Origin of the sequence: Psychrobacter immobilis, assembly GCF_904846225.1 — a bacterium.
GTDB lineage: Bacteria > Pseudomonadota > Gammaproteobacteria > Pseudomonadales > Moraxellaceae > Psychrobacter > Psychrobacter immobilis_F.
On record NZ_CAJGZJ010000018.1, the window covers coordinates 15,262 to 38,157 of the forward strand.

Here is a 22,896-nt window from a genome sequence, read left to right on the forward strand (position 1 = left end):
TAATAAAAATCTAAATAGTGGCATAACCTATCAGCCCTAATGTTCCTGCAATGCCAGCAACCACTGCCCATGCCAGCCACAAACGTCGCAGTGAGAATACCAAAACAATCATGATCGCACAGACGACGACACTAGCAATCTGACCCCAATAGATGGCAGAAATGTCATCTATTGGTAAGGCCAAAAATATGAGGTCAGTGAGTACTGCTATGCCATAGCTACCACCAATTGCTAAAACAATACGGCTAAAAACGGTAAAGTTAGGTAGATAAAAACCATGGCGGCTACGGCGCTTACTCATATGACTGCCTATGTATTAAAGTAAACTATTATGATTAGTATGAAGACTAAAAGCGATAGGTCAGTCTGCCGACGACATTCAAAGGCTCACCATAAGTCAACTCACTAAAAGTACTGCCAGCAAGATATTTTTGGTTAAAGAGATTATTGACATTAAGCTGCGCCTCTAGGTTCTCATTGACGGCATATCTTGCCATGATGCTAGCCAGTGTCACATCATCTTGACCATACTTTTCAGAGCGCTTGGTCACAGGATTTGTGACGATGCCATAGTAGCCATTTGACCAATCAACACCGCCGCCAATGGTCAGATTAGGAATGACATAATCAAGATCATAGGTGGCAAACAGGTTAAGGGTGGTATCGGCAAAGCCCGTATTGATGGCTTTGCCTTTATTATCTTCAGCATTAAAATGTGTGTAACCGACACTCGCTTTTAGATTGTCGCTAATCTGACCAGTGACTTCTACTTCGAAGCCCTGACTGGTCGCGCCTTTTGCCCCGAAGTATGCTTTTTCAAGATCAGAACCTGGTATTATTTGACCGCCGTCGAGTTGAGCAAGGTTGTCTTGTTCGATTTTAAAGATACTGACTTGGCTTTGTAGCGCGCCATTGTCTGATTCGCTTTTTAGACCGATTTCGTAGTTTTTCCCTTCGATAGGATCTAGATAATCACCATTGATATCGCGTTGAGTTTGTGGTTTAAAGATGTCGCTGTAGCTGGCATATAGGCTGTGGTTTTTGTTAACCTCATAGGTAACACCCGCATAAGGCGTCCAAACATGTTTGGATTCAGTATTTACATTACGACCATATTGCACCCCTGAGCGCTCATAATCAGACACACGAGATCCCAAAATCACCGATAAAGGATCAGATAATTTGAGCTGAGTCGCTGCAAAGATGGCTTTTTCTTTAATTGTGACGTCAGAGCTTCGCGCTCTATCACCCCATGCGGGTTCAGAATAGCTGCCATCCCAATCAGAAAAGTCAGACAGTGGTAAAAGTCCATCGGGTGGCGCTTTATAAGTAAAGGTGTCAAGCTCGCTTTTGCTATAAGACCCACCCGCAATGACTTGGTGCGTTCTGCCTAGCGCATCAAAATTGCCCGTCAACTTGGTTTTAACATTGACTTGTTTGCGTTCGGTATCCGCATGGAATGGGTTTAGATTAAGAACCAGTCCAGTATCAGGATTGATTTCTTTGGTGCCATCGACATACAAATAAAGCAGTTTTGGACTACTGTCGCTCTCGTTATAGCTGGCGTTGGTTGTCAGGTTCCAATCTTCATTGAAATCATGAGAGATATCAGCGAAGTAGTAAGTATTGTCAGAATCCCAGTTTGTCCAATCTGCACTGCCATTTTTACTGGTGTCCCAATCGGCTTTTGAGCCATCACTTAGATAGTTTGGCAAACCGCCCCACATGGTTGATCTTGATTTATTGTGTTGACGACTGGCACCCACACTTACCGTAGTGTCGTCGCTCAGATCAGCATCAACGGTGGCATAAACCAGACTTTGACCCAATTCTTGACGGTCGATGAAGGTATCACCATCTTGATAGCTAGCGACGACGCGGCCTCGTACCGCACCGTTCTCACTCAATGACTGGCTACGGTCAACGCTAACACCATAATTACCATAACGATCGACATTGGCAGAGAGCTCTGTAGCGGGTACTTTGCTATCAGCGCGTTTACGTATCAAGTTAACATTGGCAGAAGGGTCGCCTGAGCCGCTCATTAGACCAGTGGCGCCTCGTACAATTTCAACATGGTCAAACATAGCGGTATTAGCAGAATATTCGCCCATTGCAGCTTGCTGGACGAAGTTGGTATTCAATCCATCAATTTGGAAGCTATTAATGCCAAAGCCTCGTGATGAAAGGCCATTACGTGCGCCATCGACGCTACTCACCTGAATAGCGGGCGTGCGTTTAAGCACGTCTATTAGGGTATTTGAGTTTTGATCTTTGATTTGCTGATTGGTGACCACGCTGACGGCTTGTGGCGTTTCCTTTGCCGACAATGCCAAACCTGTTGCACTACTAGCGACAGGTATGGTGTAGCTGTCAGTATTTTCAGTAATCTGGCCATTTGACTCTGCCATAACCACGATAGTGGGTAGCGTGGTACTTGGTTCCGCAGTGTCGCTAGCGTTATTAATTTCGAGACCACTATCATTAGCTTGTGTTGGCTGTGAGGTTTCAGCATGAATAATAGAAGAGCTTACTGCTAACGAAGCGATGGCTGAAAGGTGCATGGTGTGCTTGACGAACCAACTTAAGGTGCTGGGTTTATGCCGCTTTGTGCTTTGTGTCATAGTAAACATCAAATGAGATCTCAATTATAGTAATAGAATGATTGGTTTGACATTGTCTCGATACTGAGTTGAATTGTCTGCCAATGAGGAATTTGATAAGTAACAAGCCAATAGTTTTGTGTCAGATAGGCTCTGTTAAATATTGGTACATGTTAATGATAATTGTTATTATTAGCAATACAATTTAGAAATATTTTTGACACATTTTTCTATTTGTTTATATGGCAGGCTTATCAATGTGCGGCAATAAAACGAGAAGTATGAATAGGTGGTTTTTGAGATGAGATGATAATAGAGAAGGGAGTAGCCACAATATCTTGATGGCTACTTCTAGAGCGTGTCCTCATTTTTATGACCATTTTTAAAATGAGGATTCGCCCTAGTCACTTGTTCACTTTTTTAAAGGTAAAATTAACTTCAGTCTTACTGTCTGTTTTTAATATTATTTAAAAAATGCTACTTACGCTCTGATACGACGCATCAGGTATAAGAAATACGCGCCACCAATGATAGCGGCAATGGTGCCAGCGGGTATCTCGTAAGGGAATATGATGTAGCGACCAAGCCAGTCGGCAACGACCATGAGAGCAGCTCCCAAGATAGCGGCCAGTTGCAATTGGCGCTTAAGTTGTACCGCGCCTAATGTGCTGGCGAGGTGAGGAATCATCAGACCCACAAAGCTAAGTGGACCCACTGCCAAAGTCGATATGGTACTAAGTGCGGCTACGAGAATGAGGATCAAACTTTGAAACAGCCGCAAAGACACCCCAAGCTCACGTGCTATGCCGCTACCAAGGCTTAATATCTCTAATGGTTTTATGACCATAAAACTCAATGAGAATAGCACTAGAGCAAATACCACAAGCAGCCATGCCGTCTCAGGACTGGCAAGATAAGTCGATCCTGATAGCCAGCTAAGCACGGCCTGTAGCCGTTGATCGCCAGATATTTTTACAAGACTTAACAGCCCTCCCATCAATGCGGCAATCGCCACACCAACCAACAATAAATAGGCTGGATTTATTCGACGAGCGAGCCACAAGATTAAACAAAGCACGATAGAGGAGCCCAATAATCCTGACAATACGATGCCCGTGTAGCCAAAACTGGGTAGGAAAACAAATGCCAATACCACACCTATCGCTGAACCTGAGCTGATACCCAATACTTCAGGGCTGGCCATTGGATTGCGGGTCAAGGTTTGTAGCAATACGCCTGCGGTGGCTAACATTATGCCAGTTGCGGCAGCACTTAGGGTGCGAGGCAATCTAAAATCAACAATGAGATGCCATACAGTACTGAGTTGCCAGCCATTTGAGGTGGCAGTGAAGACAAGTATTCCAGCTATTAATAATACTAATGCTACACCCCAGCCAATCAAGTGAGTATTACGGCGTTCTGAGACAAGTGACGGATTCACCTCATAGGTATGCTGGCGACTTTGAGTCACGATCAGCCAGATGACCAATGGCGCACCTAGTAATGCCGTCATCGCATCAGCAGGAATGTTTAGGCTCAGATAATGTTGTAGTAACGTTGTAGCATTACTGGTAATCCATAATAAAAGCGCCCCAAATCCATACCCTAATAATAGGCGGTAACCAATACGCCGAACCGAAAACACGTTAACGAGGGTGGCGGCACCCAAACCAATAAAACCAATAGGGCCCACGCGACTAACGACGAGAGCAGTTAGTAGCGCGACTAATCCCACCACCAATCCACGAATGAGATTGATAGGCACGCCCAAGCTTTTAGCCTGCCTATCATCTAAGCTCATGATTTCTAGTGGTTTTAACAAAGGTATCAAGCTGACGAAAGCGACTACACTAGCAATTGCCAATATGATAGATACTTGCCAATTATTCTGAGTGAGGCTGCCCGCCGCCCACACCATGATGTTCAAGGATTCTTCAGCGTAATAGATTAATAGTAGGGCAGCGATAGCACCCAATAAAATATTGGTGACCAATCCTCCCAGCACTAATACCAAAGGATTCATACGACTAGGAGCAGCTAGGATGAATACAATCGCCATACTGCTGAGCGCCCCAATAAAAGCGACCCAAAAGCTGCCTCCTAGCGATAAACTAGGCAGGAATAAAGTGACGATTAGCAACGCCATGTTCGCGCCACTACCGACGGCCAATGTCGTGTCTGAGGCAAGCGTGTTTTTCACCAACTGTTGCAATAAAACACTGACCAACCCTAAGAGGCCACCAGCAGTCGATGCCACCAACATAGTGGGTACTATTTTCAGCTGGGCACTCATATCTGCAAGGGACAAATCAAATGACGGCGTAAACAGCTCAAAAAAAGATAGATGCCATAGCTGACGTATGACTGCGTAACTGCTTACTACTGCCATTATTATTAAAAAAATCACCATAATATAAATGCGGTTAGCAGACAAAAAATTATTTTTAATTATCATAAATCGGTACTGCCTACAAAAGTGACATTCATTAAACGATCGGCTAAGACATTCATAGAGGCCACACCACTGTTGTTCCATGTCGCGGGCAGTAAAGTGAGGCAGCGGCCTTTACTGGTAGATTGCGGATTTTCATCAAAGGAATACCCCAGTCGTTGCCATACCAAACTGTCTTTTAATTCCAGCTTGAGAAGGTCGCCGATAGGTTCAACGACCACAAGACAAGTATCCTCATCAAGCTGTCCCAAATCTCCCAGCATAATGGGCGCAAAACCCCATTCATTACCATCTGCAAATGCCACCAGCTCTAGCCCCATAGCGTCTAATGCTGGCTGAAATAAGCTGTTGTACGAAAACATACGCAAATTATTGGTATCAGCAAATTGTACGACGGCCAATTTCTTGATATGAGGATAGCGCGCGTGAAAACTCTGTCCCGCTTGTTGTATTTGATTTTTACTGTTGTCTAGATAATCCTGCGCAGCTTGAGGTTGGTTGATAGACCTTCCCAATTCTAAAGTGGGTTCTATAAAGTCCTCCCAAGTCGCCACTCTATTGAGACTGTTCAGCTCAAGAGAGTGGATGGGTAAGTCGCCGTACATAGGACGCAAGTGTGCATAAAACTCTCGGTCTACCACCAAATCTATATCTAGCTGAGAGAACATTTCAAGGTTAGGTTGATAGCGTGTGCCCACATCGAGTGTCGTATCGGGTATGAGTGGTTTGCCGACCCATTCTCTATAGAAAGGTTTATCGCCCATCGCAACTGGCGGGTAACCCATAGCCGTTAGCGTCGCGGCAATGCCCCAGTCGGGAGTCATAACTTTGGGTGATGTTTGGTTTTTTGATTCTGACAAGGGAGCAGGCGTGGCATCAGATGACTGGCAACTACTTAGCAACAAGCCTGAGCATAGAATCACACAAAGCCCAATCAAAAGGGTTATCACGCGACGCTTTGACTGATCAATTTTCATATCATATAACCGCGACTTTATGATTAGTGGCAGGATGGGTTAACAGCGTAAAATCTACCCCAAATATCGAATGTAATACTTCTTGTTGCATGGTGCTTGAGACATCACCCATGTGGCAAAGATTGCCTTGTTTTAAGGCAATGAACTCATCACAGAATCTAGCTGCTAGGTTTAAATCATGCAAGATAATCACCACACCCAAGCCTTGCTCGTCGACCAATTGACGAATCAGCTTTAGAACTTCGACTTGATAAACCACATCGAGCGCGGCTAACGGCTCATCCAACAGTAAAAAGTCTGTCTGCTGCGCCAAGCACATGGCTAGCCACACGCGTGCGCGTTCACCACCAGATAACGTAGATACTTGGCGGTCTCTAAAGGCGTCGACTTGAGTAAGCGTGATCGCTTTATTTACTTGCTCTTTATCTTGAGCAGTGGGTTTTTGTAGCCACTTTTGATGAGGATAGCGTCCCAGCATCACCAGCTCATAGACGGTAAAGGCACCCGCGTCGGGGAGGTGCTGTGGTAGATACGCTAGATTTTGCGCCAACGCTTTAGCAGAAAAATCTCGTAAATTGTGGTTATTGATATGGATGTCACCTTGAGTCGGCGTCATCTCACCTGCCATCGCTTTGATAAGACTGGATTTGCCTGAACCATTATGGCCAATGAGGGCATAAAGCTTTTTTGGCTCAATGTTGAAAGAAATCGGATGCAGCAATACTTTCTTTTGACGTATTAAGCCTAAATTATTGATGTACATCATAGTAAAACAGTCTAAAGTAAATGAGGCATTCTAAATAAAAACCACTCAATAATGCAAATGATTTTCATTTTTATTTATGATATTAACAAGTTAGAGGCTTTGCAGAAGACAATCGATAAAGTAAATGGTATTACATGGTCAACAATGTGAAATAGTCATTCCTAATCATGTAGTGGTCTGGTTTTAGAAAACCTGCTGAAGCGTTAAAGAAGAAGTTACGGTTGAAGAAAAAATGTTATATTTAAGATCATTAAGGCATCAATAGAGTTTGAGTGTCCTAATTGCTAATTGCTAATTGTAAAACACCACCATAAAAAATTATTAAGGAAGGGTTATGCGCATCACTGCTAATTTTGACACCGGTAATATTGACATTATCAGTTTAGAAGACAAAAAAGACATTCAGTTGGCTATCCGTCCGGACATTGGAGAAGAGTTTTTTCAGTGGTTTAACTTTCGTTTAGAAGGGCAGGTTGGCGAGCAGTATGTCCTTAACATTGTCAATGCTGGCGAGTCGTCATATGTGAAAGGCTGGGAAAATTATCAAGCGGTTGCCTCGTATGATCGTCAGCATTGGTTTCGTCTACCAACTTCTTATAAAGACGGCAAATTGACTATCGTCGCAGATTTGGAATATGAAAATATTCAAATTGCTTACTTTGCGCCTTACAGTTACGAGCAACATCAAGATTTATTGGCAGCAGTACAAATGCACCCGTTAGCGACTTTAGAGCATTTAGGGGAAACCCTTGATAAACGCGACTTAACCTTAGTCAAAATTGGTAATGGTGATAGTAGTGATGATGTGAATAAACGCAATATTTGGATTACGGCGCGTCAACATCCGGGTGAAACGATGGCTGAATGGCTAGTCGAAGGGCTAATAAATAGCTTGTTAGACAGTGATAATGCCAACAGTAGATTGCTATTGGATAAAGCCAATTTTTATATCGTGCCGAATATGAATCCCGATGGTAGTGCGCGCGGACATTTACGTACTAATGCTGTTGGGACTAACCTAAACCGTGAATGGTCAAATCCAAGTTTAGAAAAAAGCCCTGAAGTGTTTCATGTCATCCATAAAATGGAGGCGACAGGCGTTGATCTATTTTATGATGTACATGGCGATGAAGCGTTGCCTTATGTGTTCCTTGCAGGCTCTGAGGGAGCGCCAAGTTATAGTGATCGCCTCGCAGGGTTGCGTAACAAATTTTCAGAGGTGTTAAAATTGGCCAGTGCTGACTTTCAATCTGAATTTGGTTATGACGTTGATGCGCCGGGTGAGGCAAATATGACGCTCGCCACGAACTGGGTTGCTGAACGTTTTGACTGCCTTGCCAATACGTTAGAGATGCCTTTCAAAGACAACGATAACGTACCTGACGAAGAGATGGGCTGGTCACCAGAGCGTTCTGCCAAACTAGGGGAAGCCTCGTTAATTGCCATGTTAGCGGTTGTTGATGATTTACGTTAGTTAAAAAATTGCGCTAGTTAAGGATAAGTGCTGGTCAATTACCTACGTTAGGTTATGACGCCATATGGGTATAAATTTTTCTTGCTTGCTTGCTTGCTGTGCCTTTGCTGACAGAGGCTGCAAAAATTTGTACGCGTATGGCTATATCGTTTTTATATTAGACTGACTGTAACGAAGACTGTCATCATATTTTTTTATTGACTTATAAAATATCAATGTTAATCTAAGCGTTCTTTGGGGAGTAGCCTGCTTTCGTCTTACGAAAGCGTTCGTGTCAACATACTTGGCCACATGCCATGGTGCGAACACCTCTCGGTTGGCGAGACCATCGATATATCCACACTGCAGGTCGAGAGTGTGCGTATGTCGTGGACTCTATACTCGACCAGAGATCATCAAAATGAACCCCATCGCTCTTCTATTACTTGCTTTTTCTATGTCTACTGATGCCTTCTCTGTGGCGATTAGTAAAGGCGCAAGTCTCAGAAATCCTCGTTTTACCGAAGCTTTAAGAATGGGCCTTATTTTTGGCACCATTGAAGCGATTACTCCTATTATTGGTTGGTTGATTGGGCATTCTGCGACCTCTTTTGTGGATGCTTCTTTTATTGAAGCATGGGATCACTGGGTAGCGTTTGTCATTCTAGTAGGCTTAGGGCTGCACATGTTGTATGCAGGGCTGAAACCTAGTGATGAAGAAACAGAGGCACCATCGAGACATTCTTTTTTCAAACTTGCTTTGGCCGCATTTGGCACCAGTATTGATGCGATGGCTGTCGGCGTTAGCTTAGCATTTATAGAGGTCAATATTTTATTGGCAGCAGGTCTGATTGGCTTAGCGACCGCCATAATGGTCACATTAGGGGTACTGTTAGGAAAAGCCTTGAGCTCATTAATTGGTCATAAAGCCGAGGTATTTGGTGGCTTAATGTTAATGGCTATTGGTGGTTGGATTCTATCAAGCCATCTGTAATTGAATCCTGCCATTAAATCCATAGATATTAACATGGTAGGTTTTAATCAAGCAGCCTGACGATAATAATCAAATCACACCTGCCATAGTTATGTGCGACCAGTATAAATGTTCCTTGTTTGCTGCTATTACAGAGGCGATAAAAAATGTATTTCAGTATCGCATTTTATACTTATATCTCTTCTAGTTAGGACTGACTATATCTGTTTTGAAGTGAATTCACTATAAGTTGCTTGGTTTCTTTAAGAGATGCCATAATTTTAGTATAATAGCGTTCTGTGCCGACAAACTTGCTTTGATTGATCGACATTTTATTGATCATGGTACACTCCTTGTCGAGTGGTTCGGTTACCAAGCTCGTCTTTACGGTTTTTTCAGCATGGCTCGTCATCAACGTTGAAAGCTTATGAAGGACATTTAGCTTCTGATGGGTATCAATCCTTGACTATGTTAGTTTGAATAATTTTTAAAACAGTTAGATCAATATTTAAATAATCTATGTTCTTGAATGAATGAAAAAATATTTAAACCATTAATTTTGTACCACAATACACTTTTACTAAGAAGATTTTATTATGCAAAATAAACGTCCGTTATATATTCCTTTTGCTGGACCAGCACTATTAGAAACCTCTTTGTTGAATAAGGGCAGTGCTTTTTCATCAGAAGAACGGAGTAGCTTCAATTTAACAGGTTTATTACCTCACAACATTGAGACGATTGAGGAGCAATCATTACGCGCTTATCATCAACTTCGCTCATTTACGAGTGATATGGATAAGCATATTTATTTGCGTAATATACAAGATACCAATGAGACATTATTTCATCATTTGGTTGAGCAGCACATTGAAGAGGTGATGCCGCTCATATATACGCCAACCGTTGGCCAAGCTTGTGAAAAATTCTCTCAAATTTATCGCCGTAAACGTGGTTTATTTATCTCTTATCCTGAGCGTCATAATATCGATGATATGCTGCAAAATGCCACCAAACAAAAAGTAAAAGTCATCGTGGTGACCGATGGCGAACGTATCTTGGGCTTAGGTGATCAAGGTATTGGCGGCATGGGAATTCCAATTGGTAAACTGTCTTTATATACGGCTTGTGGCGGTATTAGCCCAGCTTATTGCTTACCAATTTTGTTAGATGTCGGTACCAATAACCAACAGCTGCTTGACGACCCTATGTATATGGGCTGGAGAAATCCACGCATTTCTGGCGATGAATACAATGAATTTGTAGACTTGTTTATTCAAGCTGTAAAACGTCGTTGGCCAGAGGTGTTATTACAATTTGAAGATTTTGCACAAGAAAATGCCACACCATTACTGAATAAATATCGTGATCAGCTATGCTGTTTTAATGACGATATTCAGGGGACTGCTGCAGTTTCAGTCGGTACATTGATTGCCGCTTGTTTAAATAAAGGTCAAAAACTTAGTCAACAAAGAATAGCGTTCTTAGGAGCAGGATCGGCAGGTTGTGGTATCGCCGAGCACATTATTCGTCAAATGCAGCGTGAAGGTTTAACGGAAGAGCAAGCCCGCAGCCAAGTGTTTATGGTTGATCGTTATGGTCTATTGACAGATAGCATGACAGAGCTACAAAAATTCCAAGTGCCGCTGGTACAAAAAGAATTGGCTATTGAACACTGGGATAAAAGTCAAAAACTTGGTTTAGCCCAAGTAGTCAAACAAGCAAAAGTAACGGTATTGTTTGGCGTAAGTGGACAAAAAGGTCTATTTACACAAGAAGTCATCGAAACGTTATGTGCTAATACTGAGCATCCAATCGTATTGCCACTATCAAACCCGACGTCTCGTGTTGAAGCAACACCGCAGGAAGTGACTAATTGGAGTCGCGGTAAGGCCATTATTGCAACGGGTAGTCCTTTTCCTAATACGACTTTTGAAGGTCAGACTTTTGAAGTTTCCCAGTGTAATAACAGCTATATTTTCCCCGGTATTGGCCTAGGTGTGTTAGCCGTGCGTGCGACGGGTATCAGCGATAATATGTTGATGGCGGCAAGCCAAGCACTTGCCGATATATCTATGGAATATGCAAAAGTACCAGGTGCGATATTGCCTTCCATTAAATTCATTAGAGAGATTAGTGAAAAAATAGCCTATGCAGTGGCGCGACAAGCGATTGAAGATAAATTGGCATTACCGATAACGGCAGAAAATTTAGAACGTCGATTAAAAGCCAATTTCTGGTTACCTAAATACCGCAGCTATCGTCGTACCTCTTTCTAGTTTCAACTGCTAGAAAGTACAAATAAAAAAGCCGAATACTACTGTTAGAAGTAGTATTCGGCTTTTTTTGCTTTCGATGTAACTTTAATTGTGGCTAATATAAAAATGGTCGTATTGGCAATATTAGATTAACTATAGTCAACGAAAAGTTAAATCGATACATCCATAGTCAGATACTACTGGTATAAATTTTTCTCGCTTGCTGTGTCGTTGCTGACAGAGGCTTCGAAAATTCATTCCAGTAGTACTGTAGTGATTTTCTTATTCTCTATCTATAACACCTCACATTTACATCCATCAATGAGCTTTTGCACTAGCTCGCTGTTTAAATACCAATAAACAAACAATGATAAAACCTAACAGTGCTGCTGACGCACCAAAGCGACTCAATGCCAGACCACCATGATCGATAGGTTTATCTAAAAAGTCACCCAATACCGCTCCTAAAGGCCGAGTTAAAACGAAAGCGCTCCAAAATAATAGCGTTTTTGAAATTTTAGTACCAAAATGCATCACAGCGATAAGTACCAATAGAGAACCAAAAATGATGGCACTCGTGGTGTAGCCCATGCCTTTGGTATCCGCTACCCAGTCGCCAAGTGCCGTGCCAAGCGTCTGCGAAAACATAATCGTCGTCCAATAAAACACCTCGGCTTTGGGTTTACTAATACTATCGACGGCAATGCTACCCATCGTTTTCTGCCATGTCATTAAACATACGGCAAGTAGCGCTAACAGTAATGCTGAGCCACATGCATAGCCAATCCCTAGTGATCTCGTCACGTAATCTGCTATCGTTGTTCCCAGCGTCGTTGTTGCAATAATTGTCGTCCAGTACAGCCATTTATTGAACGAGTTAGCTTTGATTTGGGTGGCGACCGCTATACCAAATAAAACAGCAAATATACCCGTACTGACGATGTAGCCTAGATTCAGCGACATTGATAAAGCGTCACCTGCGGTCTCACCAAGTGTCGTAGCCGCGATTTTTATGATCCAAAAGAGTAGGGTAACTTCGGGAACTTTGGATGAAGTGTTTAAGAGGAAGTCATTATCGGAGACGGCGGAGGGGTATTGAGCTTTTAAGGTTGTATTCATGGATGGATTCACTCTATCGATAAGCAAATTAATGTGGCGTTGTAAACGTCATTAAATTATCAATAGAGGTGTTAAGAAAGTGTCAAGATATACAGGTATTAATCTATGAAATATCTTATCTTTGGCTTAGAATATTAACGTGATACAGAGTCCTAGATTATTATTAGGACTTGAAATTGCCGCAGTAGAATCATTCAGAAAGACATCAATTCTTGCCTGCTCGCAGATTGATTTGACTATTGACAGTCCTAGTCCTGTGCCTTCTATCGCTTGTGATTGCTTGCTGGCACTGTCTGATCTTGATGCGCTTCTCTCATCATTAAATTGAGCATCTGCATTTGATAGCTGATTAAGCCGTACAAAGGGTTCGAACGCATTCTCATAATCATTAGGATGGATACCTACGCCTGAGTCTATTATTTGTAACACCAATCTGCTACCTAATACTTTGGATGAATGACTTAATTTTCCAGAGTGAATTACAAGTGAGCCAAAATCATACTGAGCATTTAAAGCTGATTTGTCTAAGCTGCCAGCGTTCTGCTCAAGTTGATACAGTTTAACCATGACTTGACCATTAACTGGCGTATAAACAATAGCGTTTTGAATCAAGTTTTTGACCAGCATGAGCAATGAAGTTTCATCTATATTCACTTTGCTATTAGATTGCAGATCAACGGTCAGCTCGATGTTTTTGTGATCAGCAATGGGAATGAGTAAACCAATGACTTGTTCGATAATAAATTTAACATTGGTTGAAGTTGCTTCAGTATCAAGCGCAGTATTTATGTTGCCAGCTCGAGCGAGTGTTAATAGCTGCTCAACCAAGCTTTGATTGCGCTTTAGACGGACAGCCAGTTTATTCAAACCTTCTGACATAATGCCATCATCAGTCATACGTTGTAATCGTTGTAGCTGTAATGAGATAGCAGTCAGCGGCGAGCGCAATTCATGGGCAGCATCGGCGATAAAGCGTTGTTGACGCTCGATGCTAGTCTTCACCATAGCCAATAATCTATTCAAGGATTCTGCTAGCGGTAGCAACTCAGAGGGCAGTTTATCAATCTGCAAAGGACTTAGGTCGTTCTCATTACGCGCGCTTATTTCATGATGCAATTGGCGCACAGGCTTCATCATTCGCCACATGATAAAAGGCAGCAGCAGTATTAAGAAAGCGATACCGATAATAAGGGGTAAAAAAGACTGTAGCGCGCTGGCCTTGGCTAAATCGTCTTGTAGATCCGTTTGTTGACGCAAGATAAGTGCGACTTCTTCATTAGTATCTAAAGATTTAATCTTGACGTCATTTCTATACGTTCGCCAAGAATGACCATCAATATCTTGATCGCTTATCCCTTGTGGAATGTCAGATAATGACGCCATCGATATAGGTTCTGAGTAATCATTCTCATCATCGCTATTATCATTGTCGCCATCATCGGCTTTGTCGTTCTGATAATCTTGTACGCCATTATCGAGTGGAGCGGAGAGTATAATGATATCGACGGTAATAGCACCGTCATCATCATCGGTATCAAAATGAATGTTGCGGCGCGCCCGATTATCATTGTCCGAAAGAGGCGTACTGCTATTTAAATCCCTATTACTTAAACCCCTATCATTTAAACCCTTATTATTTAAACCACTAATATCGAGTGATTGCTCTAACAGCGCCGCTGTATTTTTTAAGTTATCATCTTGAAAATCATTTATCTCTTTATAGCTATACCAAAATCCGTAACCACCAGCGATGATAGCCAATAACAACAATGACAAAACAGACCAAAAAATAAGTTGGAATTGTAGTGAGTTAAAAAGCTTACGGAATTTAGGCATTACTGATATACCACCCAAGTCCACGGACATTCTTGACTCTATCTTGTCCGACCTTTTTACGTAAGCTATGAATCAAGAACTCAATGGCGTTGCTTTCAACTTCATCGCCCCAGCCATATAACGAGTCTTCAAGCGCATTTTTAGACATGACTTTTTCAGGAGACAGCATAAAGGTGGTGAGAAGCATGTACTCTTTTGCGGTTAAATCGATAGGATTGCCATCCATCATGACGCGTTTGTGCGCGGTATCTAGCGTTAGATTGCCAACGGCAACTTGATTGTCAGCCTTGCCTTGGGCGCGCCGTATCAACACCCTCATCCTTGCAAAGACTTCTCCTAACTCAAAAGGTTTGACGACATAATCATCAGCCCCTGAGTCCAACCCTGCGATTCTGTCTTTTAATTGGTCGCGTGCGGTGAGTATCAACACTGGTGTGTCAATTTTGGCATCACGGATAGCGGTCAATACGCCCATGCCATCAATCTCTGGCAAGCCCAAATCTAGTAAGATGATGTCGTAAGGTTGCACTCTTAATGTCAATATGGCTTGACGACCATCTTTGACCCAGTCGACTGTATAAGCTTCATCCTGCAAGGCTTCACTCAGACTCTCGCCAATCATCAAGTCATCTTCGACTACCAATACTCGCATGGGATATCCTTATAGATAAAGCGCACGTTAAAACCTGAGGCGTTCAGTGTTACTGTTTTAGTCATCTTGGTCTAACTGATTACTGATAACCTGACCGGTCATGCTATCGATCATTAAATCATATATCTGTGTGCCCTTGGCAATCTCAACATCATACATTGGTTTGCCATCTTCTAAGTCAAACTTGGCGTCAATAACTTTGCCATTGACAGCTTGAGTGGCCTGTTGCATGGCTTGTATCAGACTGATTTTAGCTTGTTTCATTGCTTGATGTTCGGCTAAGTCTTCTGCATCGAGTTTTTCTAATTTGGTCTTTAAGATTTTACCACTACTTGCATCAATTTTTATTTCATGTTCGGTATCATTGGAGATGGATTTAACTTCAAACTTGCCACCTGACAGGTAATCATTTTGGTCGAATTCAGCACTGACTACATCCCCTGTCATGTTTTTTTGGGCGATAGCGATGGCTTGCTCTAGGCTAATTTTGCTTGTCGCTATGGCTACTGAATCGCTGACTTTAGCGCCTGAAACTGCTGGAATCTGACCTGAGGCAATAGCGAGCGTACCCATACCTAGAACGCTGAGGGCAATGAGCACTGATTTGGTTAGGATTGATAAATTTTTCATCGTGCTTACTCCGTATTTAAGATTCATGGCTGACGACTGGTTAATGAAATGGTCAGCGGCGTTGATATAAATCCATCATACAAAATAAGACATAGGAGAAGCTTAGCGCAGAGTAAGCATGTGATTAGAGATTAACATTCATCAGATTTATTCACTAGGATCAGCGCCAGGCGGAAAGTCATGACGTAATTGTGCGACATTAGCCGCGCTAACCGTATCGGTATAATTATTCAAGTCGCTATGTATATATTGAGTCACGGCGGCTATTTGCTCATCATTCATCATGCTATGAAAGGACGGCATACCGCGAAATCCATTCATAACGACGCTAATGATATAATACTTTGATTCCATCTTGCTGTTGTTCGCTAGTGGCGGGTAGTAGCCCGCACCTTTTGCGCCTTCGCCTTTAGCCATGTGACATCCCGCGCAAGAATCGTTATAGAGCTTTTTGCCATTGGTCGTAAAAAACCCTGTTTTGCCTTGTGCGCTTCCTTCAAACTTGGTGAGCCACTTTTGCAAGTTAGCGTCACTATTCATTTTAGGTATCAAATTAACATCGACGATATTCATAGGCGGGCGAGTGAGCGCTTCTTTTGACATATAAACCGCACCCCACGCGCCATTATTACGGCTAGATTGATTGTCGAAATCGTTATCAAAATCTTTGTCAACAATCATTGGCGTGGTTTGAGGATTGGCAATAGTAGGGGCATTTTGTTTATTATATTGGCTACAGCCACTAAGCGCGCCGACACTCAATATACTTACTATTAAGGTTAAGTGTTGGGTCTTGAATGAATGAAATAAGCGATGGTTTTTCATAGGAATTGCCCTTTAAATAAATCATTATTAGCGTTTTCAAAATGACGACACGGGCTAGCCTAATTTTTTCGCTTTTTGATGTAAGCGTTTTGCCGCATCCATTCCTGATAATATTGCGCCTTCTTGCCAAGCAGGAATATGTGAGCAGTGCTCGCCTGCCAATACAATACGGTGATCGATGGCACATAACGTATCGTAGTATTGCTCGCGGCTTGATTCACTCCACAGTCCATAGCAGCCAAGCGACCATGGGATACGATGCCACGCGACTGACGTGCCCGAGCGGAATTCTTTGGTATATTGCGGATGAATACGTTTGCCATACTCTAATGCCGCATTAATGCGTTCTTTCGGTGTTAGCGAGTTGAATTTATAAGAGGCTTCACCAAAACCGTAGGCACCGAGTAGTACGCCTGATCCTGAGGTAAATAAATCTTGTGAAGGATACGAGATTTGGGTGATAGGCAGATCGGTATAAGTGATGCCGCCATAGATCCATTCGTCCTCTTCCCAAAAACGCCGTTTGAACTCAAGTCCGACCTTAAAGGAGGTGTCGTAAGGCACAGCCGCCATCGCCTGCTTCATTGGTTCTGATACATTGATATCGATTTGGGTCAATACTGAGAGTGGAATATTGCAAATACACCAGTCGGCGCGTACTGTTTTGGTGGCACCGTCAGGGCTATTGCTATCGACATAGTCAACGGTGACGCCAGTCTCGTCTTGATTGATTTTGGTGACCTTAGCATTGAACTCAATCATATCTCGACATTCGCGAGTGAAAGCATCGCCGATTTTGCCCATACCACCGACAGGCTGGAACATCGCAGGTTGATGCACATAAATGGTGTAGTTGGCGTAGAGATCAGACCACATGCCTGAATCCAATAGTTTACTCATAGGTATCGGGGTAGAGGGCTTAGCATCGGGCATTAGACCGCCACCCGGATAAACGCTATAACCGCGATGTTTACTGATCTCATGACTTTTGACATAACGATAGTTAGTATCGAGGACACCCCAACCTTTTAACCCTTCTAACAGCTTTTCTTTGTCTTCTTGAGTCACGGTATCATCCAAGCCGCCTTTATTAACGGCTTTGGATAATAGCTCAGAGACATAGCCGCGAATATCACTTTGCACTTCACCTAAGCGCTGCGGCGCGCCATTGAAGTGATTGGTACGATGCAAATAAGCGCGATCATTGGTTTGAATAAATGGCTGCAAAGCGACATTGAACTTTTTGCAGTAATGAAAGACCGCATAGTGATGAACGGGCAATCGCCAAGGACCACCATTGAAATAATTGCCTTTTTTAAAGTCGCAAGTGACTTCTTCGCCGCCAAGCTCCGTATATTTATCGCCACTGTTTAATGTCCAACTACGGCCACCACCACGATTTTGGTATTCAAGCACGGTGACTTTGTAGCCCGCTTTACGTAACTCATAAGCGGCTGTCAATCCGCCTAAACCAGCACCAAGAATGACAATACTAGCGCCAGCAGGTGCACCCTTAAGATCCATCTCTTGCTTGAAGCTAGACTCGGATGCAAATCCCAAGGTAGTCATCGCCTGATACATGGCCGTCGCGCCAGCAGTCTTACCAATCATGGCGAGCAGCTGTCGCCGTGTAGGGGATTGCAGTAAATGGTTCATTTAATTATCCTTGTCATACTTCGTTTTTATAGTAATCAAACAAGCAAATTTTTAGATTCAGTGACTTTAAATTTAAGAAATGAGATTCAGTGATTTAAGATGTGGGATTTAATTTTTTTCTTTGATGACGCGTTTGACATCCGCAGCAGTTACTTCGCTAGTGGCTAGTCCGCCGAATTTGACTCGCACATAGTTAGTAATACTCGCAATCTGTGCAGCGCTTAAGTCTTTCTCAAAACCGGGCATTTTCGGTGCGGTATTAAAAGCACCCTTCGCCCCAAAAGCGATAACACCAATGAGCGCATCAGGTTTGACGCGGCGAATACTACTGAGACCGACGATAGAGGCATAACGAGCATCAGGCTGAGCGTAACCATCGACCCCATGACAGCTGGCACAATTGGCGAGATATAAGGATTTTGGCGAATGGCTATTATTTATAGTGCTATCGTTCGTATTGCTACTAAAATGAGAGGTGTTGGCTTTGGCCTTAGCTAAATAGTCTTTTTGTTCAAGCAAATTGTAGGTAATAGAAGCGCTAACAGGATTTGGTAACCGCGCGATATTCACTGGTATGAGATAATCATCGGTCTTGATGGCAGGCACGACTTTTAGGTAGTTTGCCATCGCACTCAAATCTTCATCGGTGAGATAACGAGTACTATGTCCTACTGCTTCTGCCATAGGACCGCCTGCATAAGCCCGTTTATCGAGCTTGCCCGTACGCAGATAAGTGACGATATCGATCTCGCTCCAACGTCCTATACCAGTATCGTTGTCAAGCGTGATATTAGGCGCGAACCATTTGCCAAGCGGCGCACCCGATAGGTAACGGTCTTTATCGAGACCTTGAGTGAGATTGCGCGGCGTGTGACACGTGCCGCAGTGTTCTAGATTATTAACTAGATACTCGCCGCGCTGCTGCACGGGCGTCAGATCTGTGCGGTTTTCGGTAGAGGGCACATTGATGACATTCCACGCAAGCATTAAGCTACGAATGTTTAAAGGAAAAGGCAGATGAGTTGTTTTTTCAGGTGGTTTATCGACGACAGGAACCGTTTGGAAGTAAGCAAACAAAGCGCTGATATCATCATCTGTCATCCCGTGATAGGAAGGATACGGCATAGCAGGATAGATCTGATGACCGGGCGCACGACCTTTATGCAACGCTTTTTTGAGATCCGCCTCAGTATAGTTGCCGATACCATAAGTCTTAGAAGGCGTGATATTGGTCGAATAGATATTGCCGATGGGCGTTTCAATCGCCACACCGCCGCTATAATCCTCACGGTGACAAGCCATACAATCGGCAGTCCGCGCTATATAAGCGCCGCGATTGGCTAAATCGCTATTGCTTGGACTAACATTGGGCAAGTTAATCTTAGCAGGCAAGGCATCTTGCTGAAAGCGCGCGCTATCAGCATAAGCTGGACTGAGTAATGGGCTAATAACTAGCGTTGATACCAACATAAAAAGTGGTTTCATAATATCCTTATCGTACTAGTGATTTAAACCAGTTAATCATCCATGATTGCCTTTACTAAAATAAAACTATTTGCTATTTATAGCTGCTGTTTCGTCGCTTCAATCTGCACTTTTAAATCAAGATTCTTGGTTAGACCAAACAATGAAAATTTATTTATATTCCATTTGGTTCGGTCTATCGTCGTGGAGAATTCACCGCTACAGACCTCATTTTTAGCAATAGAAGCTTGATAACAATTGAATCTAGTTGCTGTTAGGCTAATAGGATGAGTCTCACCATGTAAGGTCAAATTGCCATCTACTCGCGTCACTTTACTATTATTAAAATACCAATTGGTTGATTGAAAGTGAGCAGATGGAAAACGCTGCATATTAAAAAAACCAGTACCCTTTAAATTATTATTAATCGCTTTATTACCAGTATTCAAAGAATCAATAGGTATCATCAGTGAGATATCGCCTGATTTTACAACGGAATCGTATTGTAATTGTCCTTTGACGTTGTAAAAGCCACCCGTAGTCGTAGAGGTCTTAAAGTGTTCAATGGCAAAGCGCACACTGGTATTTTTCGGGTTTATAACATAGCTGGCAGCATAGCTACTATGAGCAGCGCTTGCTATCAATAATGACAATATCAATAAACGATAGCCGTGTGATTTTTTTAGAGTAAAAGGTAGGATGCTCATAGCGACATTCCTTTGCAAGCTATTGATAAATAAAGAACGTCATCGACGAGCGCAATCCTTGCTGTTACTTAATAATAAGTAAGTTATTTATAACTATTTATACATTATTCTTCAAATACTTAGTAGATTTATTATTGATGACACGCCCTAGAACGACGAATTTGTTTTGGAGTCAGGAGTTTTATAAGCGCTGTCATCGTTCAATAATTTATTTTTAGCCCTGTTTTTAGCTTTACCCTTAGCCGTTCTTTTAAAAAATAGGCTGGCAAGCGCACAGGTAATGGTCAATGACAGCAGCATCGATACTAAGGTATGACTAAAGAAGTGATCGCCAAACAGCATTTTATATAGCCCCATTGTCCAGCCTAACACAGTGACGATTTCAAATATTCTATAGCGGTACTTGTGTAGAGTGGGCAAAAAAGCAAAACCATATAAACTAAATCCTGCACTGGCATGAGCCGCAGGGAAGCACTTTGCTGGTGTTTTGGCCAGCATATTTTGCCAGATATCTAAATAAGGTAAGTCCCCACCAAACAGCGTTAAATCATTGGGGCAACTGACATGGGTGACGCCCTTTAATAAAGCAATCGTAGAAGGTACGACGATAAGAATAATCAACAGGTAGCTTATTTCACGCACTGAAAAGGGAACCATAAATCTACTGAACTGACTGTCATTGGCGATAGCAGTATTGTCTGAAGGTTGTCTATATTTGATAATTAACACAGCCATTAAATAGATGGCTAACAAAATTAATAACGCTTTCGGCCCATCATAAAAGAGAAAAGCATAAGGTTGCGCCCCTTTTTCTAAGAACCATTGCCCATTGGTATAAAAAAGCTCACTAATACGAAGATCAAACTGGCTATGTTCAAAGATTAACGCTGCAATGATCGTCAAGCAAAAAAGCTTAAGCCACATCCAGTTAGATGAGTTATTTTCTAAAGTCATCAAGACGCCTTACTCAATTTATTAAGTTGCCGTTCGTTAGGTTGTAAAAGCCTAAGTTATAAAAATCTGAGTTGTAAAATCTGACCCTTTTATTCAAAATAACAGGTTTGCTAATGCCATCAGCCATAAAACAAACAACAGCAATAACGCCAAAAACTGGGCAGCAGAGCCGACATCTTTGGCGATTTTGGCTAATGGATTTTGTTCGGTTGAGGTATGATCGACACTTGCTTCAATACCGGTATTGATAAGCTCAACTATAAGGGACAAAAATGAAGCAACCACAAGCATCATTTTTATGCCGATGCTAAAAGGCATAAATACAATCACAATGAACAATACCAAGTTGAGCCATAAAACTTGTCTAAAGGCCGCTTCAAACTTATAAGCCGCTTTGAAGCCATCAATAGAATATCCGCTCGCTTTTAAAATACGAGCCAAACCTGTTTTACCTTTAACGTTACTTGCAAAACTATCAGCCACAAGCGCATCACCAGCCATTTTTTTGGTTTTATGGTCGGCGCTTGCATAATCGTTGTCGAGGGTAATAGGTTTGAGATTGCTCATATTCATTGCTTCATAGTCGTTAAAATTAGAGTAGGCTGCAAATATTGAGAGCTATATGATTTCTCAATAGAATTAGCAGATTTTAAGTATATGATAGGAGATGTTAAGAAAATGTTAAGTTGGGATAAATAATAGTTGCTATTACCAAAAAGCAGTAGCTGATACTTGGTTTTACTTTGGTATCGGCTACTACTGTCTATTGACGTTAAAGTGAAAATACAATAAAAGTGAAAATATAAGAAAAGTGCAATCACCGATATATTTATTGTTGTAATGATCCCAGTGTAGGAGAAGGGCACTGGTTAGCACTTGGTTATGAGTATGAGCCTGATGCCGTTAAGAAAATGTTAAGGTTAAATGCTTTTTAGTCATTTTTTAATCCTAATCATCCATATCAACCTGACTACTTAAAACCTTACCCGTATTGGCGTCTATACTCACATCGTATATCTGATTGTTTTTGACCACTTCGATATCATAGATAGACTGACCTTTTTCTAAGTCAAATCCAGCGCCGATGACTTTACCGTTCACACGTTGAGTGGCTTTTTGTAAGGCATTAGTCAGTGATACTTTGGCTTGCTTCATGGCGCTATATTCAGCCATGTCTTCTTTATCTAATTTTTCTTGCTCAGTTTTGAGAACTTTACCCGTATTGGCATCAATCTTGACTTCATAAGACGTGCCGTTAGAGATGAGCTTGATCTCATATTCATTGTTCACAGCATTATTGCCATTGTCGTCATCATAATCAAACGTTGCGCTGACTAGATCGCCCTTAGCGTTTCTTTTGGCTATATCAATTGCCTGCGTTAAGCTAACTTTACTTTGCATGGCGCTGATGGCTTCACTTGAGCCAGTTACTGCTTTGGTATTGGTAGTCGGGGCGGCTATAGCCGTTGCTCCCACACCTGTAATAGTAAGCGCGATGATGGCTGATTTAGTGAGCGTTGATAGGTTTTTCATAAGAGTCATCCTTTATAATAAGTCGATTTCTGACATAC

Annotated in this window: 19 protein-coding genes and 1 riboswitch; of the genes, 3 read left to right on the top strand and 16 right to left on the bottom strand. The window is 42.2% G+C overall.

The window, feature by feature from the left end; translation table 11 throughout:
• Positions 1–10: 10 nt before the first annotated feature.
• The 5 genes from JMX48_RS11145 to JMX48_RS11165 form a co-directional block, all read right to left on the bottom strand.
• Complete coding sequence (locus tag JMX48_RS11145) at positions 11–301, bottom strand: hypothetical protein (RefSeq protein ID WP_201537764.1); 291 nt, start codon at positions 299–301, stop codon at positions 11–13.
• A 46-nt stretch (positions 302–347) separates the two neighbouring features.
• Positions 348–2,624, bottom strand: a complete 2,277-nt coding sequence (locus JMX48_RS11150; protein WP_201537766.1) for a TonB-dependent siderophore receptor — start codon at positions 2,622–2,624, stop codon at positions 348–350.
• 460 nt (positions 2,625–3,084) lie between these two features.
• Positions 3,085–5,058 (bottom strand): Fe(3+)-hydroxamate ABC transporter permease FhuB, encoded by a 1,974-nt coding sequence (fhuB, locus tag JMX48_RS11155; protein WP_201537768.1) that lies wholly within the window; start codon positions 5,056–5,058, stop codon positions 3,085–3,087.
• Positions 5,055–6,032 carry an ABC transporter substrate-binding protein gene (locus JMX48_RS11160; RefSeq protein WP_201537770.1) on the bottom strand — a complete coding sequence of 326 codons (978 nt, stop codon included), beginning with the start codon at positions 6,030–6,032 and terminating at the stop codon, positions 5,055–5,057. The genes fhuB and JMX48_RS11160 overlap by 4 nt, the downstream gene beginning before the upstream one ends.
• Before the next feature lies 1 nt (position 6,033).
• Entirely contained in the window at positions 6,034–6,798 is a 765-nt protein-coding gene (locus tag JMX48_RS11165; protein ID WP_201537772.1) for an ABC transporter ATP-binding protein, read from the bottom strand.
• 334 nt (positions 6,799–7,132) lie between these two features.
• Between JMX48_RS11165 and JMX48_RS11170 the strand changes: the two genes are divergently transcribed.
• From JMX48_RS11170 to JMX48_RS11180, 3 genes are all read left to right on the top strand, one after another.
• The gene (locus JMX48_RS11170; protein ID WP_201537774.1) at positions 7,133–8,272 is read left to right on the top strand and encodes a M14-type cytosolic carboxypeptidase; all 1,140 of its coding nucleotides are present in this window, start codon (positions 7,133–7,135) and stop codon (positions 8,270–8,272) included.
• A 224-nt stretch (positions 8,273–8,496) separates the two neighbouring features.
• Positions 8,497–8,628: riboswitch (yybP-ykoY riboswitch) on the top strand.
• A gap of 44 nt (positions 8,629–8,672) precedes the next feature.
• On the top strand, positions 8,673–9,245 hold the full coding sequence (locus JMX48_RS11175) for a manganese efflux pump MntP family protein (RefSeq protein WP_201537776.1): 573 nt from the start codon (positions 8,673–8,675) through the stop codon (positions 9,243–9,245).
• 575 nt (positions 9,246–9,820) lie between these two features.
• Positions 9,821–11,503: an NAD-dependent malic enzyme gene (locus tag JMX48_RS11180; RefSeq protein ID WP_201537778.1), complete on the top strand. Its 1,683-nt coding sequence runs from the start codon at positions 9,821–9,823 to the stop codon at positions 11,501–11,503.
• Positions 11,504–11,800: 297 nt separating this feature from the next.
• On the opposite strand, the gene JMX48_RS11185 is transcribed toward JMX48_RS11180, so the two are convergent.
• The 11 genes from JMX48_RS11185 to JMX48_RS11235 form a co-directional block, all read right to left on the bottom strand.
• Positions 11,801–12,601, bottom strand: a complete 801-nt coding sequence (locus tag JMX48_RS11185; protein ID WP_201537780.1) for a hypothetical protein — start codon at positions 12,599–12,601, stop codon at positions 11,801–11,803.
• A 126-nt stretch (positions 12,602–12,727) separates the two neighbouring features.
• Complete coding sequence (locus JMX48_RS11190) at positions 12,728–14,467, bottom strand: sensor histidine kinase (protein ID WP_201537782.1); 1,740 nt, start codon at positions 14,465–14,467, stop codon at positions 12,728–12,730.
• Complete coding sequence (locus JMX48_RS11195) at positions 14,430–15,089, bottom strand: response regulator (RefSeq protein WP_201537784.1); 660 nt, start codon at positions 15,087–15,089, stop codon at positions 14,430–14,432. Before JMX48_RS11195 ends, JMX48_RS11190 begins: the two co-directional genes overlap by 38 nt.
• 57 nt (positions 15,090–15,146) lie before the next feature.
• Positions 15,147–15,719: a PepSY domain-containing protein gene (locus tag JMX48_RS11200; RefSeq protein WP_201537786.1), complete on the bottom strand. Its 573-nt coding sequence runs from the start codon at positions 15,717–15,719 to the stop codon at positions 15,147–15,149.
• Between the two features lie 147 nt (positions 15,720–15,866).
• Complete coding sequence (locus JMX48_RS11205) at positions 15,867–16,544, bottom strand: c-type cytochrome (RefSeq protein ID WP_201537789.1); 678 nt, start codon at positions 16,542–16,544, stop codon at positions 15,867–15,869.
• 54 nt (positions 16,545–16,598) lie between these two features.
• Positions 16,599–18,200, bottom strand: coding sequence for a flavin monoamine oxidase family protein (locus JMX48_RS11210; RefSeq protein ID WP_201537791.1), 1,602 nt, complete (start codon positions 18,198–18,200; stop codon positions 16,599–16,601).
• A 108-nt stretch (positions 18,201–18,308) separates the two neighbouring features.
• On the bottom strand, positions 18,309–19,685 hold the full coding sequence (locus JMX48_RS11215; RefSeq protein ID WP_201537793.1) for a cytochrome c: 1,377 nt from the start codon (positions 19,683–19,685) through the stop codon (positions 18,309–18,311).
• Positions 19,686–19,762: 77 nt separating this feature from the next.
• Positions 19,763–20,371, bottom strand: coding sequence for a YceI family protein (locus JMX48_RS11220; RefSeq protein ID WP_201537795.1), 609 nt, complete (start codon positions 20,369–20,371; stop codon positions 19,763–19,765).
• 147 nt (positions 20,372–20,518) lie between these two features.
• Positions 20,519–21,325 carry a PAP2 family lipid A phosphatase gene (locus JMX48_RS11225; RefSeq protein ID WP_201537797.1) on the bottom strand — a complete coding sequence of 269 codons (807 nt, stop codon included), beginning with the start codon at positions 21,323–21,325 and terminating at the stop codon, positions 20,519–20,521.
• Positions 21,326–21,418: 93 nt separating this feature from the next.
• Positions 21,419–21,826, bottom strand: coding sequence for a diacylglycerol kinase (locus JMX48_RS11230; protein WP_201537827.1), 408 nt, complete (start codon positions 21,824–21,826; stop codon positions 21,419–21,421).
• Between the two features lie 447 nt (positions 21,827–22,273).
• Positions 22,274–22,858: a PepSY domain-containing protein gene (locus tag JMX48_RS11235; protein WP_201537799.1), complete on the bottom strand. Its 585-nt coding sequence runs from the start codon at positions 22,856–22,858 to the stop codon at positions 22,274–22,276.
• Positions 22,859–22,896: the final 38 nt, after the last annotated feature.